This window comes from Streptomyces sp. NPDC001493, from assembly GCF_053597235.1.
Genome location: NZ_JBSFHV010000046.1, coordinates 24,945 through 38,329, shown reverse-complemented (window position 1 = coordinate 38,329; position 13,385 = coordinate 24,945). Strand labels below are relative to the sequence as shown.

Annotated in this window: 14 protein-coding genes and 1 riboswitch; of the genes, 6 read left to right on the top strand and 8 right to left on the bottom strand. The window is 72.7% G+C overall.

The genetic code is table 11. The features are described from left to right. Nucleotides 1-81 precede the first annotated feature (81 nt). From ACWCWD_RS36125 to ACWCWD_RS36105, 5 genes are all read right to left on the bottom strand, one after another. The gene (locus ACWCWD_RS36125; RefSeq protein WP_450779734.1) at nt 82-1,032 is read right to left on the bottom strand and encodes a hypothetical protein; all 951 of its coding nucleotides are present in this window, start codon (nt 1,030-1,032) and stop codon (nt 82-84) included. A 54-nt stretch (nt 1,033-1,086) separates the two neighbouring features. After that, nucleotides 1,087-2,004 carry a methylenetetrahydrofolate reductase [NAD(P)H] gene (gene metF / locus ACWCWD_RS36120; RefSeq protein WP_450779732.1) on the bottom strand — a complete coding sequence of 306 codons (918 nt, stop codon included), beginning with the start codon at nt 2,002-2,004 and terminating at the stop codon, nt 1,087-1,089. A 181-nt stretch (nt 2,005-2,185) separates the two neighbouring features. Continuing rightward, the gene (gene thiE, locus ACWCWD_RS36115; RefSeq protein ID WP_450779731.1) at nt 2,186-2,830 is read right to left on the bottom strand and encodes a thiamine phosphate synthase; all 645 of its coding nucleotides are present in this window, start codon (nt 2,828-2,830) and stop codon (nt 2,186-2,188) included. Between the two features lie 79 nt (nt 2,831-2,909). Then, nucleotides 2,910-3,275 (bottom strand): Rv2175c family DNA-binding protein, encoded by a 366-nt coding sequence (locus ACWCWD_RS36110; RefSeq protein ID WP_450779729.1) that lies wholly within the window; start codon nt 3,273-3,275, stop codon nt 2,910-2,912. A 135-nt stretch (nt 3,276-3,410) separates the two neighbouring features. Continuing rightward, a complete protein-coding gene (locus ACWCWD_RS36105) occupies nt 3,411-4,586 on the bottom strand; it encodes an NAD(P)/FAD-dependent oxidoreductase (protein ID WP_450779744.1) in 1,176 nt (391 codons plus the stop codon). A gap of 276 nt (nt 4,587-4,862) precedes the next feature. Next, a riboswitch (TPP riboswitch) is annotated at nt 4,863-4,974 on the top strand. Between ACWCWD_RS36105 and thiO the strand changes: the two genes are divergently transcribed. The 5 genes from thiO (at nt 4,972) to ACWCWD_RS36080 (ending at nt 10,197) form a co-directional block, all read left to right on the top strand. Continuing rightward, the gene (gene thiO / locus ACWCWD_RS36100) at nt 4,972-6,231 is read left to right on the top strand and encodes a glycine oxidase ThiO (protein ID WP_450779727.1); all 1,260 of its coding nucleotides are present in this window, start codon (nt 4,972-4,974) and stop codon (nt 6,229-6,231) included. Its footprint overlaps the riboswitch before it by 3 nt. After that, nucleotides 6,228-6,470 (top strand): sulfur carrier protein ThiS, encoded by a 243-nt coding sequence (gene thiS, locus ACWCWD_RS36095; protein ID WP_450779725.1) that lies wholly within the window; start codon nt 6,228-6,230, stop codon nt 6,468-6,470. Before thiO ends, thiS begins: the two co-directional genes overlap by 4 nt. Before the next feature lie 2 nt (nt 6,471-6,472). Next, the gene (locus tag ACWCWD_RS36090; RefSeq protein WP_450779723.1) at nt 6,473-7,267 is read left to right on the top strand and encodes a thiazole synthase; all 795 of its coding nucleotides are present in this window, start codon (nt 6,473-6,475) and stop codon (nt 7,265-7,267) included. A 108-nt stretch (nt 7,268-7,375) separates the two neighbouring features. After that, nucleotides 7,376-9,331 (top strand): Stk1 family PASTA domain-containing Ser/Thr kinase, encoded by a 1,956-nt coding sequence (gene pknB / locus ACWCWD_RS36085; protein WP_450779722.1) that lies wholly within the window; start codon nt 7,376-7,378, stop codon nt 9,329-9,331. A 2-nt stretch (nt 9,332-9,333) separates the two neighbouring features. Next, the gene (locus ACWCWD_RS36080; protein ID WP_450779720.1) at nt 9,334-10,197 is read left to right on the top strand and encodes a deoxyribonuclease IV; all 864 of its coding nucleotides are present in this window, start codon (nt 9,334-9,336) and stop codon (nt 10,195-10,197) included. 42 nt (nt 10,198-10,239) lie between these two features. On the opposite strand, the gene ACWCWD_RS36075 is transcribed toward ACWCWD_RS36080, so the two are convergent. Then, nucleotides 10,240-10,872: a sulfite oxidase-like oxidoreductase gene (locus tag ACWCWD_RS36075; protein WP_450779718.1), complete on the bottom strand. Its 633-nt coding sequence runs from the start codon at nt 10,870-10,872 to the stop codon at nt 10,240-10,242. 151 nt (nt 10,873-11,023) lie between these two features. On the opposite strand from ACWCWD_RS36075, the gene bfr reads away from it, so the two are divergent. After that, complete coding sequence (gene bfr, locus ACWCWD_RS36070) at nt 11,024-11,503, top strand: bacterioferritin (RefSeq protein WP_275494630.1); 480 nt, start codon at nt 11,024-11,026, stop codon at nt 11,501-11,503. Nucleotides 11,504-11,568: 65 nt separating this feature from the next. Here the strand turns inward: bfr and ACWCWD_RS36065 are convergent, their stop codons facing one another. After that, nucleotides 11,569-11,817, bottom strand: coding sequence for a (2Fe-2S)-binding protein (locus ACWCWD_RS36065; protein ID WP_450779742.1), 249 nt, complete (start codon nt 11,815-11,817; stop codon nt 11,569-11,571). A gap of 170 nt (nt 11,818-11,987) precedes the next feature. Then, a complete protein-coding gene (locus tag ACWCWD_RS36060) occupies nt 11,988-13,334 on the bottom strand; it encodes a class II 3-deoxy-7-phosphoheptulonate synthase (protein ID WP_450779740.1) in 1,347 nt (448 codons plus the stop codon). Between the last annotated feature and the right edge of the window lie 51 nt (nt 13,335-13,385).

Here is a 13,385-nt window from a genome sequence, read left to right as displayed (position 1 = left end):
GTGTTCTCCACGACGACGTCGAGAACCTCGCGGAGGTTTCCGTAATAGCCCGAGGGGATGAGCTTCGCGGAGCCGGTCGTGTCAGTAGCGGTACTGCTCGTTCTGGCCGGGGTCGTAGCCGTTGCCGTTGCCGTATCCGTCGTCACCGGCCGGGTAGCCGCTGCCGTACGGGGCGGGCGTGCCCTGCGGGTACTGCTCGCCCTCGCGCTGCTGCGGCACCCAGACACCCCCCGGCGGGGTGTCGGCGGCGTACGGCTGGGCGGCGTACGGCTCGGTGTACTGCTGCTGGTTCGGATAGCCGTCGTACCCGCTCGGCCCGGGGTCGTAGCCGGTGCTGTTGCCGTAGGCGTCGTAGGACGCGTACGACGGGGCGGCCGTGCCGCCGGTACCGATGTACGGGTCGGAGTACGCCGCATAGCTGTGCTGGTCGGTGCCGTAGGCGTACCCGCTGTCGTACGAGGGGTTCTGTGCGGGCTCGCCGTAGCCGCTGTACGGGTCGTGGGCGGCGAACTGGGGCTGGGCGCCGGCCGGTTGGGGCTCCTGCTGGTACTGCTCCTGGTACCCCTGGTCGCCGCCCGGCTGCGCGTACGGGCTCGTGCTCGGGCTGTACACGCCGTACTGGCCGGTCTCCTCCGGCATGGGTTCCGGCTCGTACACGGCGGCCTGCTGGTCCTGGGCGGGCGCGGCCGGTTCCTCGTACTCCAGGTCGGAGACCTCCAGGACGGGCTCCTCCTTGGCGGGGCGCCGCTCGCCGCGGCGACGGCGGCTGGCCCCGGGGCTGCCCCCTATGGCCCACCCGGTGGAGAAGCCCCGCCGGAAGGAGAGCGTCACGTAGGTCTGGCCCACCGCGAACGCGATCGCGCCCACGACGATGACCAGCACGGACGGGATCAGGACGCCGAGCACCACGCAGAGGAATCCGGAGAAGGCGAGGAGCCTCCAGCGCAGCCGTGCCTTGTACTGCAGCAGCACCTCACCCAGCAGCCACAACGCCACCACGCCGAAAGCGATGTAGAGGACCGTCCAGCCCACGCCCGCCCCACCTTCTACGGCCGCCGCCGCCGGATCGGGGGCGGGTACGGCCGGTCACGACTGCTTGTGCAGTCCGAGATTCTCGTAGATTTCGAGCGTTGCCGTCGAGTTGTTGAGCGTGATGAAGTGCAGTCCGGGCACACCTTCGGACAGCAGCTTCGCGCAGAACTCCGTTGCGAACTCGATGCCAATGGAGCGTACAGCGGCCGGATCGTCCTTGACGGCGTGGATGCGTTCTTCGAGGACCCGGGGCACGGCCGCGTTGCTCAGCTGGGGAAAACGTTCGAGCTGCTTGACGCTGGTGACCGGCATGACCTCCGGAATGATGGGTGTGTCGCAACCCGCGGCGACCACACGGTCACGCATCCGGAGATAGTCCCCGGGTTCGAAGAACATCTGCGTGATGGCGTAATCGGCACCGGCCCGGCATTTGTCCACGAAGTGGCGGGTGTCCGTTTCCCAGTCGGTCGACCTGGGGTGCATTTCGGGAAAGGCGGCGACGCCGACGCAGAAATCGCCGGATTCCTTGATGAGCCGCACCAGGTCGGCGGCGTACCGCACGCCCTCCGGGTGCTCGACCCACTCGCCCATCGGGTCGCCCGGCGGGTCTCCGCGCACGGCGAGGATGTTCCTGATCCCGGCGTCGGCGTACTGGCCGATCATGTTGCGCAGTTCCGCGACGGAGTGGTTGACCGCGGTGAGGTGCGCGACGGGGGTGAGCGTGCTGTCGGCCGCGATCTGCTGCGTCGCGCGGACCGTGCCCGCCCGGGTGGAACCTCCGGCTCCGTACGTCACGGAGACGAAGCTGGGGCCCACGGCCTCGACCCGGCGCAGCGCGTTCCAGAGGTTCCGCTCGCCCTTCTCGGTCTTGGGTGCCCAGAACTCGAAGGAGTACGACGTCTTGCCGGACGCGAGCAGCTCACGCACGGTGCGTGCGCGGTCCGTCCGGGTGGAGGAGGTGCCAAGGGCCATACCGCGAGGTTAACCAGGGTGCGGCCGTCCCCCAACCAGAGCGGGACATATGTCCGTATTGCGGTGAATACCGTCCACGCCTCGGACAGTGCGCGCCCGCCCGGCGCTCCGGCCCCGGCGTGGGTCCGCGACGCGGGTCCGCCGCACGGGTGACGACGGGCGGGTGACGACGGGCTGGCGGTCAGCGCTCGCGGACGCGCTTCGCCAGGCCGGCCGCGGCCGCGGCCGGGTCGTCGGCCTCGGTGATCGCGCGGACCACCACGACGCGCCGGGCACCGGCGTCCAGCACCTCGTCGAGATTGCCCGCGTCGATGCCGCCGATGGCGAACCACGGGCGGGGGGTGTCCAGGGAAGCGGCGTACCGCACCAGGTCGAGGCCGGGGGCGTGGCGGCCGGGCTTGGTCGGGGTGGGCCAGCAGGGGCCGGTGCAGAAGTAGTCGACGCCGGGCTGTGCGGCGGCCGCGTCCACCTCGGACTCGGCGTGCGTGGAGCGGCCGATCAGCGGGGTCGCGCCGATGATCGCGCGGGCGGCGGGGACCGGCAGGTCGCCCTGGCCGAGGTGGAGGACGTCCGCGCCGATGGCGTGGGCGACGTCCGCGCGGTCGTTGACGGCGAGGAGCTTGCCGTGGCGCGCGCAGGCCTCCGCGAACACCTGGAGGTGTTCCAGTTCCTCGGCGGCCTCCATGCCCTTGTCCCGCAGCTGGACGATGTCCACGCCGGAGGAGAGCACGGCGTCGAGGAACGCGGGGAGGTCGCCCTGCCGCCTGCGGGCGTCCGTGCACAGATAGAGACGGGCGTCGGCGAGCAGGTGGCGCGGCGTGGACATGAAGGAGTTCCCCCCGTGGGTCACCGCGGGCGCGGGCCGTGGAGTGCACGGCCCGCGACCACGTGTGCGGTCGTCTCGGTCAGACGGCGAGCGCCTGGGCGCGGCGCTTCACCTCCGTCCCGCGATTCTCGCTCAGCGCCTGCGCGGGGGTTCCCGGCAGGGTCGGGTCGGGGGTGAAGAGCCAGTCCAGCATCTCTTCGTCGGAATAGCCGTCGTCCCTCAGGAGCGTCAGGGTCCCCGCGAGGCCCTTGACCACCTTGTCGCCGTCGATGAAGGCGGCAGGCACCTGGAGCGTCCGGTTCTCACCGCGGCGCACCGCGATCAGCTGGCCTTCCTTGACCAGCTGCCGCACGCGCGTCACCTCGACATCGAGGAGTTCCGCGATGTCGGGGAGGTGGAGCCAGGCAGGGACGAGAGCATCGATCTTTGCGTCAATCTCGGTCACGAGGACAAGCGTGCCATCTGGGACCGACAGCCGGAAGCCGGGCCGACCGTACGGACCACGTCAGGACTGCGTCCGCGCAGGTCGCACGGGGGTCGGACGGGGTCGTGAGGGCGCGCGCGGGCGGCGCCCCGGGGCTCAGCGGACGGCGGACTTCAGGGGTACGGCGGGGTCGGCGGCCCGTTCGGGGTCGACGGCCCGGCCGGAGGCGACGAGCTTGCGGCCCTGGGTGAGATCGCGCGGACGGCCGACCGCCAGCAGGGCGACCAGCGCGCCGTCGCGCAGCCAGAGCACGGTCCACTCCTCGTCGGCGGGGTCGCCGCGCCACAGCAGGGTGTCGGCGTCCGCGTGGTGCCCGGCGTACTGGACGAACCGGCCGAACTGCTCGGACCAGAAGTACGGCACCGGGTCGTACGGCTCCGGGGTGCCGGCCCCCCCGGCTCCCGTGATGCCCGCCGCGACCGTGCGCGGGCCCTGGAGCGCGTTGTCCCAGTGGTGCACCAGGAGGCGTGCGCCGTAACGGGCGGAGGGGTACGAGGCGCAGTCCCCCACGGCGTACACCCCGGGCGCCGAGGTGCGCAGCGAGGCGTCGGCGGTGACCGATCCGTCGGGGCCGAGCGCGATGCCGGAGCCGGTGAGCCAGCCGGTGGCGGGGCGGGCGCCGATGCCGACGACCACCGCGCCGGCCGGGAGCCTGCGGCCGTCGGCGAGGACCACGGCGCCGGGTTCGACGCGGTCGACCCGGGCGCCGGTGAGGAGGGTGGCACCGCCGTGCGCGTACCAGTCGGCCATGGGGGCGGTGACCTCGGCGGGCAGCACCCCGGCGAGCGGGCGGCCGGCGGCCTCCACGACAGTGACCGTGCAGCCGGCGGCGCGGGCGGCGGTGGCGAACTCGGCGCCGATCCAGCCCGCGCCGACCACGACGACGTCGTGACGCTCGGCGAGGACGGGCCGCAGCCGGGCCGCGTCGTCCAGGGTGCGCAGCAGGTGGGTGCCGGGGACCCCGGCGGCGCCGGGCAGCGTCAGGGGTTCGGCGCCGGTGGCGACGACCAGGACGTCGTAGGGCACCGGGCCGTCCGGGGTGTCCACCTCCCGGTCGGCGGGGCGCAGGCCGGTGACGGAGAGCCCGAGGCGCAGATCGACGTCGAGCGCCTCGAAGTCGATGCCGAAGGCGGAGTGCTCGGCGGTGCCGAGGAGCACGGCCTTGGAGAGCGGCGGCCGGTCGTAGGGCTGGTGCGGCTCCGCGCCGATCAGGGTGACGGGCCCGGTGTACCCCTCGTCCCGCAGGGCGACGGCGGTCTGCACCCCCGCCATGCCCGCTCCGACGATGACGACGCCGTGCTCCGGCGCCCGCTGCCCGCTCTGTTCGCTCACACTCCCACCCTAGGGGGGTGTCCGACGGATCATGGCCGGGGTCGCGACGCCCGGAACGGCGCCTTGCGATGCACCGCTCCGACCGCCGCGCCCCTTCCGACCTTGATCAACCGGACACCCCCTGAGCACCTGACGCACCCTCAGTCCTCGGGGTGCGCGGGCCGCCCCGGCGGCTCCTTCGTACCGCGCGGACGGCGGGGTTTAGGGTGGCTGCGGAAAGACACTCGCGGGAGCCCGGACGCACCGGGCTGAGAGGGAGGCTGGCGGCCTCCGACCGTACGAACCTGATCCGGGTCATGCCGGCGAAGGGAGGGGCTGGACACCCATGCATGCTTCACAGGAACCGTCTGCCGCCGCGGGCGGCAGCACGGCGGGCGGCGGCACCGCGGGCGGGGGCACGAGCGGCACTGACCGCCGGGGCCCCTCGTACGACGTGCTCGTCGTCGGGGGCGGCATCATCGGCCTGGTGACCGCCTGGCGGGCGGCGCGGGCGGGGCTGCGGACGGCCGTCGCCGATCCGGAACCGGGCGGCGGGGCCGCCCGGGTGGCGGCCGGGATGCTGGCCGCCGTCACCGAACTCCACTATGGCGAGCAGATGCTGCTCGGGCTCAACCTCGCCTCCGCCGCCCGCTACCCGGAGTTCGTGGCGGAGCTGGAGGCGGCGAGCGGCCGGGAGACCGGCTTCCGCGCCTGCGGCACCCTCGCGGTGGCGCTGGACTCCGACGACCGGGCGCACCTGCGCGAGCTGCACGCCCTCCAGGAGCGGTCCGGCCTGGATTCGCAGTGGCTGTCGGGGCGCGAGTGCCGCCGGCTGGAGCCGATGCTGGCGCCGGGCGTACGGGGCGGGCTGCGGGTGGACGGCGACCACCAGGTCGACCCGCGCCGGCTGGCGGCCGCACTGCTGACGGCCTGCGAGCGGGCCGGGGTGGTCTTCCACCGCAGCCCCTGCGAGCGTCTGGAGACCGCGCGCGGCCGGGCAGCAGGTGCGCTGCTCGCGGACGGTACGGCGGTCTCGGCCGGCCAGGTGGTGCTGGCCGCCGGAACCCTCAGCGGCCGGCTCCCCGGCCTGCCGGAGGGCGTCGCCCCGCCGGTGCGTCCGGTGAAGGGCCAGGTGCTGCGGCTGACCGTGCCGCGCGCGTACGCCCCCTTCCTCAGCCGGACCGTGCGCGCGGTGGTGCGGGGCCAGGACCTGTACCTCGTACCGCGCGAGAACGGCGAGCTGGTCGTCGGCGCGACGAGCGAGGAGATGGGCTGGGACACCACGGTGACGGCGGGCGGGGTGTACGAGCTGCTGCGCGACGCCCACGAGCTGGTGCCGGGCATCACCGAGCTGCCGCTCACCGAGACCCTGGCCGGGCTGCGTCCCGCCACCCCCGACAACGCGCCGGTGCTCGGCCCGACCGCGCTGCCGGGGCTGCTCGTCGCCACCGGCCACGGCCGCAACGGGGTGCTGCTCACCCCTGTCACCGGCGACGCCATGGCGCACGCGCTGACCACCGGCGAGCTGCCGGAGGTGGCCCGCCCGTTCGCGCCGGGCCGCTTCACCACCCCAGTCGTCCCCGCGCGCGAGGAGCAGTACGCATGACCGATCGAACAGTGGACGCGGCCGACCCGGCCGCCACCGTGAGCGTCTCCGTCAACGGTGACCCGCGCGAGGTCCGCGCCGGCACCACCCTGGGCGCCCTGGTGGCGACCCTCAGCCGGGCGGCCTCCGGGGTCGCCGCCGCCGTCAACGAGAGCGTGGTGCCGCGCTCGGCCTGGGACTCCACCGCCCTCGCCGGGGGCGACCGGATCGAGGTCCTCACCGCGGTGCAGGGAGGCTGACCATGTCCGACGACCTCTTCCCGCTGGGCGGGCGCACGTTCTCGTCCCGGCTGATCATGGGCACCGGCGGTGCCCCGAGCCTGGACGTGCTGGAGCGGGCGCTCGTCGCCTCCGGCACCGAGCTGACCACCGTCGCGATGCGCAGGCTCGACCCGACCGTGCAGGGTTCGGTCCTCTCCGTCCTGGAACGCCTCTCCATCCAGGTGCTGCCCAACACCGCGGGCTGCTTCACCGCGGGCGAGGCGGTGCTGACCGCCCGGCTGGCCCGGGAGGCACTCGGCACCGACTGGGTGAAGCTGGAGGTGGTGGCCGACGAGCGGACCCTGCTGCCGGACCCCGTCGAGCTGCTGGACGCGGCGGAGATCCTCGTCGACGACGGGTTCACCGTGCTGCCCTACACCAACGACGACCCGGTCCTCGCGCGGAAGCTGGAGGACGTGGGCTGCGCGGCGGTCATGCCGCTCGGCTCCCCCATCGGCTCCGGCCTCGGTATCCGCAACCCGCACAACTTCGAGCTGATCGTGGAGCGGGCCGGGGTCCCGGTGATCCTGGACGCGGGTGCGGGCACCGCCTCGGACGCGGCGCTGGCGATGGAGCTGGGGTGCGCGGCGGTGATGCTCGCCTCGGCGGTGACCCGGGCGCAGGAGCCGGAGCTGATGGCGTCGGCGATGCGGCACGCGGTGGACGGCGGCCGTCTCGCCCGCCGGGCGGGCCGCATCCCCCGCCGGCACTTCGCCGAGGCGTCCTCCCCGGTGGAGGGCCGGGCGGTGCTGGACCCGGAGCGCCCGGCGTTCTGACCGGGGGGGCCGCCCCGGGCGGCCGTGTTGTCACGGCTCGGCTGCGATACGGCCCCGGGCCCGCTCCGGGGAGCCCGGGGTGTCCGCGGCGGCTCGTAGACTCGTCGGGTGGACACGACCCTCCAGGACCCGCTGCTCGGACGGCTGCTCGACGGCCGCTACCGCGTCGACGCGCGCATCGCCGTGGGCGGGATGGCCACGGTCTACCGGGCCGTGGACATCCGGCTCGACCGGGTGCTCGCCCTCAAGGTGATGCACCCCGCGCTCGCGGCCGACGCCTCGTTCGTCGAGCGCTTCATCCGCGAGGCGAAGTCGGTGGCGCGTCTCGCGCACCCCAACGTGGTGTCCGTCTTCGACCAGGGCGCCGAGGGCGCGTACGTCTACCTCGCCATGGAGTACGTCGCGGGGTGCACCCTCCGCGAGGTGCTGCGGGACCGGGGTGCGCTCCAGCCGCGCGCCGCGCTCGACATCCTGGAGCCGGTGCTGGCGGCGCTGGGCGCGGCGCACCGGGCGGGGTTCGTGCACCGCGACATGAAGCCGGAGAACGTCCTGATAGGGGACGACGGCTGGGTGAAGGTCGCCGACTTCGGGCTGGTCCGCGCGGTCGGCACCGCCACCGACACCACCGGTTCCCTGCTGGGCACGGTCTCCTACCTCGCCCCGGAGCAGATCGAGCACGGTACCGCGGACACCCGCTCCGACGTGTACGCCTGCGGTGTCGTGCTGTACGAGATGCTGACCGGCGCCAAGCCGCACACCGGCGAGAACGCCGCCCAGATCATCTACCAGCACCTCAACCAGGACGTGCCGCCGCCCTCCGCCGCCGTCCCCGGGCTCTCCCCGGCGCTGGACGCGCTGGTCGCGGGGGCCACCGCGCGCGACGCCCGGGCCCGCGCCCAGGACGCGGTGGTGCTGCTCTCCGAGACCCTGGAGGCCCGGGCCCTGCTGAGCGACGCGGAGCTGGACGCCGTACCGCCGCAGGCGCACGCCCCGGCCGGCCCCGGCTCGGGTGTCTCCGGTGCCGAGGACCGTACGAGCGTGCTGCCGCGCGCCGTGGCCGAGGACCGGGGGACCACGCACCGGACGAGCCGGCTGGAGATGCCCGCCACCGCCACCGCGTCGGTCGCGCCCGGCCGGCCCCGGCGGACGGCGCGGGCGGGCGGGGCCGGGGGCCGGCCGCGCCGCGGGGTCTACGCCGCGATCACGGCGCTGCTGGTGGTGCTGCTGGCCGGGGGTGGTGTCTGGTACATCAACTCGGGCCAGTTCACCCAGGTCCCCTCGCTCCTCAACCAGCCCCAGGAGACCGCGGAGAAGCGGCTCACGGACGCCGGGCTCGACGTGAAGTCCGTCGACCGGGCGTACAGCGACACGGTCGACCGGGGCTCGGTGATCAGCAGCGACCCCGCACCCGGCGACCGGGTCCGGGGCAACGAGTCGGTGAAGCTGGTCGTCTCGCGCGGGCCGGAGATCGTGGAGGTCCCCGACGTGGCGGGCGTCTCGCTGGCCGACGCGCGCCGGTCCCTGAAGGAGGCCGGTCTGGCCCCCGGCATGGTGACCCGGGAGTTCAGCGAGGACGTCGGGCGCGGCGAGGTGGTCCGTACGGACCCCGAGGCGGGCACCGGGCGCCACCCCGACTCCGCTGTGGCACTGGTCGTGAGCAAGGGCGCCCCGGTCGACGTGCCGGACGTCTCCGGGCTCTCCGTCGAGGACGCGACCGCCGCCCTGGAGGAGGAGGGGCTGAAGGCCGAGGCGAAGCCCGGCCGGGTCAACTCTCCCGAGGTGGCCGGCGATGTCGCCGAGCAGACCCCGGCCCCCGGCGCCGAGGCGGCCGAGGGGGACACCGTGCAGCTGACCGTCTCCAAGGGGCCCCGGATGATCGAGGTGCCGGACGTCACCGGCAAGGACGTCGACGAGGCGCGGGACCTCCTGGAGGAGGCCGGGTTCGAGGTCAAGGTCGACCGGCCGTTCCTCTCCTTCAGCGACACGGTCGGGAGCCAGTCCGTCGACGGAGGCGGCCGGGCGGCCGAGGGATCGACCATCACCATCAGAACCAAGGGACTGTGAACATGCGCAACCCGGTGGGCGGACACGTCCCGGTGGCCGGCGGGCTGGTGAAGACCGGCCTCGGCTACGCCGACGAGCTGGCGGCCGAGACCGTCCAGGTCTTCGTCGCGAACCCGCGCGGCTGGGCCACTCCGGCGGGAAAACCCGATCAGGACGAGCTGTTCCGCAAGGAGTGCGAGGCCCGGGACATGCCGGTGTACGTGCACGCCCCGTACCTGATCAACTTCGGCTCGCACACCGAGGCGACCGTGGAGAAGTCCGTGGAGTCCCTGCGGCACTCACTGCGCCGGGCGCGCGAGATCGGTGCGCTGGGCGTCGTCGTCCACACCGGTTCGGCGACGGGCGGGCGGCCGCGCGAGGAGGCGCTGGCGCAGGTGCGTGACCACATGCTCCCGCTGCTGGACGAGCTGACCCACGAGGACGATCCCGATCTCCTGCTGGAGTCGACCGCCGGCCAGGGGTCCTCGCTCTGCTCGCGGACCTGGGACTTCGGCCCGTACTTCGAGGCGCTGGACTCCCATCCCAAGCTGGGCGTCTGCCTGGACACCTGTCACATCTACGCGGCGGGCCACGACCTGGCCGGTCCGTCCGGGATGCGGCAGACCCTGGACCTGCTGGTGGAGACGGTCGGTGAGGGGCGGCTGAAGCTGATCCACGCCAACGACTCCAAGGACGTGGTCGGCGCCCACAAGGACCGGCACGAGAACATCGGCTCGGGCCACATCGGCGCGGAGCCGTTCCGGGAGCTGTTCGCGCACCCGGCGACGGCCGGGGTGCCGCTGGTCATCGAGACGCCGGGCGGGAAAGAGGGGCATGCGGCGGACGTGGCGCGGCTGAAGGAGCTGCGGGACTCCGTGGGTGCCTGACCTGGGCCTGCTGGGGCGCGGCACGGGCCGGGCCGGGCGGGCTCAGAGCTCCGGGCCGTCCCCGGGCTTCTCCTGGTAGGAGTAGCGCTGCTCGCTCCACGGGTCGCCGATGTTGTGGTAGCCGCGCTCCTCCCAGAAACCGCGGCGGTCGGCCGTCATGTACTCGATGCCGCGGACCCACTTCGGGCCCTTCCAGGCGTACAGGTGCGGGACGACCAGGCGCAGCGGGAAGCCGTGCTCGGCGGTGAGCAGGTCGCCGTCCTTGTGGGTGGCGAAGAGGGTGCGGTCCGAGGCGAAGTCGGCGAGCCGGAGGTTCGAGGAGAAGCCGTATTCGGCCCACACCATCACATGGGTGACGTCGTCGGCGGGCGGCGCGAGACCGAGAATGACGGAGGCGGGCACTCCGCCCCACTCGGACCCCAGCATGGAGAACTTGGTCACGCAGTGGAGGTCGGCGACGACCGAGGAGAACGGGAGTTCCGAGAACTCCTCGTGGTTCCAGCAGCGCTTCTCGCCGTCGGCGGTCGCTCCGAAGACCCGGAATTCCCAGCGTTCGGGGCGGAACTTGGGCACGGGCCCGTAGTGGGTCACCGGCCACCCGCGTTGCAGACGCTGGCCCGGCGGAAGCTCGGACTGTCCCGATACGCGGTTTTCCTCGCTCTCCGGCTGACCCATGCCTCCATGGTGACAGACAGGCAAGGGTGGTGGTGACCAGGCGGGGAATAACGGGCAATACCTACTAAGCATGTACTTACTGGACGGCCGGGTGGTGCGGTGCGAGGATGCGCCCAACTGTCCGGTACACCGGTTGGAAGGAGCCTCTGCGATGCAGGGCGACCCCGAGGTCATCGAGTTCCTGAACGAGCAGCTGACGGCCGAACTGACTGCCATCAACCAGTACTTCCTGCACGCGAAGATGCAGGACAACTTCGGCTGGACGAAGCTCGCCAAGTACACCCGGGCCGAGTCGTTCGACGAGATGAAGCACGCGGAGATCCTGACCGACCGGATCCTCTTCCTCGACGGCCTCCCGAACTACCAGCGCCTCTTCCACGTGCGTGTCGGCCAGACGGTGACGGAGATGTTCCAGGCCGACCGCCAGGTGGAGGTGGAGGCGATCGACCGCCTCAAGCGCGGGATCGAGGTCATGCGGGCCAAGGGCGACATCACCTCGGCCAACATCTTCGAGTCGATCCTGGAGGACGAGGAGCACCACATCGACTACCTGGACACCCAGCTGGAGCTGGTGGAGAAGCTCGGCGAGCCGCTCTACATCGCCCAGCAGATCGAGCAGCCGGAGGGCTGACACACCGGCCGACGGCCGAGAGCCTACGGCTCCGGGTCGGGCGGCTCCGGGTCGGGCGGCTCCGGTCAGGCGGCTTCGGGGAACGCGGCGGCCGGAGGACTCACCGACGCGGCCGACGGGTCGGAGCGGCGCTCCAGCAGCTCGCGGCGCGGGCACTCGCCCCGGCCCAGCAGCGCCTGGATGCGGCGGACGCAGCCACCACAGTCGGTGCCGGCCTTGCAGACGGAGGCGATCTGGCGGGGGGTGCAGGCCCCGGCCTCCGCATGGCGCTTCACCTGCTGTTCGGTGACGCCGAAGCAGGAGCAGACGTACATGCGGTTCACCTCCCGGGAGTGTGCGAGCACCCCTCCAATGCGGTGAGGCAAACCTAACCTTACCCATTGGACCGGGTGGGCAAAAGCCCCGGAACGCCCGTGGGGCACGGATCACATGGATCCGTGCCCCACGGGCGCGTTGACGCGGGCCCGTTCCCGGGCCTTGCGGCCTACTGGTCGCGGTACATCTCCGCGACGAGGAAGGCCAGGTCGAGCGACTGGCTGCGGTTGAGCCGCGGGTCGCAGGCGGTCTCGTAGCGCTGGTGCAGGTCGTCCACGAGGATCTCGTGGCCGCCGCCGACGCACTCGGTGACGTCCTCGCCGGTGAGCTCGACGTGGATGCCGCCCGGGTGGGTGCCCAGGCCCTTGTGCACCTCGAAGAAGCCCTTGACCTCGTCCAGGACGTCGTCGAAGCGGCGCGTCTTGTGGCCGGAGGCGGCCTCGAAGGTGTTGCCGTGCATCGGGTCGGTGACCCAGGCGACGACCGCGCCGGAGGCGGTGACCTTCTCGACCAGCTCGGGGAGCTTGTCGCGGACCTTGCCGGCGCCCATGCGGACGACGAAGGTCAGCCGGCCGGGCTCGCGCTCGGGGTCCAGGCGGTCGATGTAGCTGAGCGCCTCGTCGACGGTGGTCGTCGGACCGAGCTTGATGCCGATCGGGTTGCGGATCTTCGACGCGAACTCGATGTGCGCGCCGTCCATCTGGCGGGTGCGCTCACCGATCCAGACCATGTGCCCGGAGGTGTCGTACAGCTCGCCGGTGCGCGAGTCGGTGCGGGTCAGCGCCGTCTCGTAGTCCAGCAGCAGCGCCTCGTGCGAGGCGTAGAACTCAACCGCCTTGAACTCGGCCGGGTCGGTGCCGCAGGCCTTCATGAAGTTCATCGCGTTGTCGATCTCGCGGGCCAGCGCCTCGTAGCGCTGCCCCGAGGGGGACGACCGCACGAAGTCCTGGTTCCACGCGTGCACCTGGCGCAGGTCGGCGTAGCCGCCGGTGGTGAAGGCGCGGACGAGGTTCAGCGTCGAAGCGGACGCGTGGTACATCTGCTTCAGGCGCTCGGGGTCCGGGATGCGGGCGGCCTCGGTGAAGGCGAAGCCGTTGACGGAGTCGCCGCGGTACGTCGGCAGGGTCACGCCGTCGCGGGTCTCGGTCGGCTTGGAGCGCGGCTTGGAGTACTGCCCGGCGATGCGGCCCACCTTGACGACCGGGACGGCCGCCGCGTAGGTCAGGACGGCGCTCATCTGGAGCAGCGTCTTCAGCTTCGCCCGGATGTGGTCGGCGGACACGGCGTCGAAGGCCTCGGCACAGTCGCCGCCCTGCAGCAGGAACGCCTCGCCCTTGGCGACGGCTCCCATGCGGGTGCGCAGCTGGTCGCACTCGCCCGCGAAGACGAGCGGCGGATACGACGCGAGGTCCGCGAGTACATCGCGCAGCGCCTCGGAGTCGGGGTACTCAGGCTGCTGCGCCGCGGGAAGGTCTCGCCAGGTGTTGCCACCGGCGACGGAGGTATTGGCGTTCACGGTCACGGGCACCAGCGTACGGGGTCACGGGCTGCGTCCAGCCGGTCGCTC

Excerpts from the sequence above, each read along its gene's own strand:
- metF (WP_450779732.1), bottom strand. The coding sequence starts at position 2,004 with ATGGCCCTTGGCACCTCCTCCACCCGGACGGACCGCGCACGCACCGTG.
- thiE (WP_450779731.1), bottom strand. The coding sequence starts at position 2,830 with ATGTCCACGCCGCGCCACCTGCTCGCCGACGCCCGTCTCTATCTGTGC.
- ACWCWD_RS36105 (WP_450779744.1), bottom strand. The coding sequence starts at position 4,586 with ATGGCGGGGGTGCAGACCGCCGTCGCCCTGCGGGACGAGGGGTACACC.
- thiO (WP_450779727.1), top strand. The coding sequence starts at position 4,972 with ATGCATGCTTCACAGGAACCGTCTGCCGCCGCGGGCGGCAGCACGGCG.
- thiS (WP_450779725.1), top strand. The coding sequence starts at position 6,228 with ATGACCGATCGAACAGTGGACGCGGCCGACCCGGCCGCCACCGTGAGC.
- ACWCWD_RS36090 (WP_450779723.1), top strand. The coding sequence starts at position 6,473 with ATGTCCGACGACCTCTTCCCGCTGGGCGGGCGCACGTTCTCGTCCCGG.
- ACWCWD_RS36080 (WP_450779720.1), top strand. The coding sequence starts at position 9,334 with ATGCGCAACCCGGTGGGCGGACACGTCCCGGTGGCCGGCGGGCTGGTG.
- ACWCWD_RS36075 (WP_450779718.1), bottom strand. The coding sequence starts at position 10,872 with ATGGGTCAGCCGGAGAGCGAGGAAAACCGCGTATCGGGACAGTCCGAG.
- bfr (WP_275494630.1), top strand. The coding sequence starts at position 11,024 with ATGCAGGGCGACCCCGAGGTCATCGAGTTCCTGAACGAGCAGCTGACG.
- ACWCWD_RS36065 (WP_450779742.1), bottom strand. The coding sequence starts at position 11,817 with ATGTACGTCTGCTCCTGCTTCGGCGTCACCGAACAGCAGGTGAAGCGC.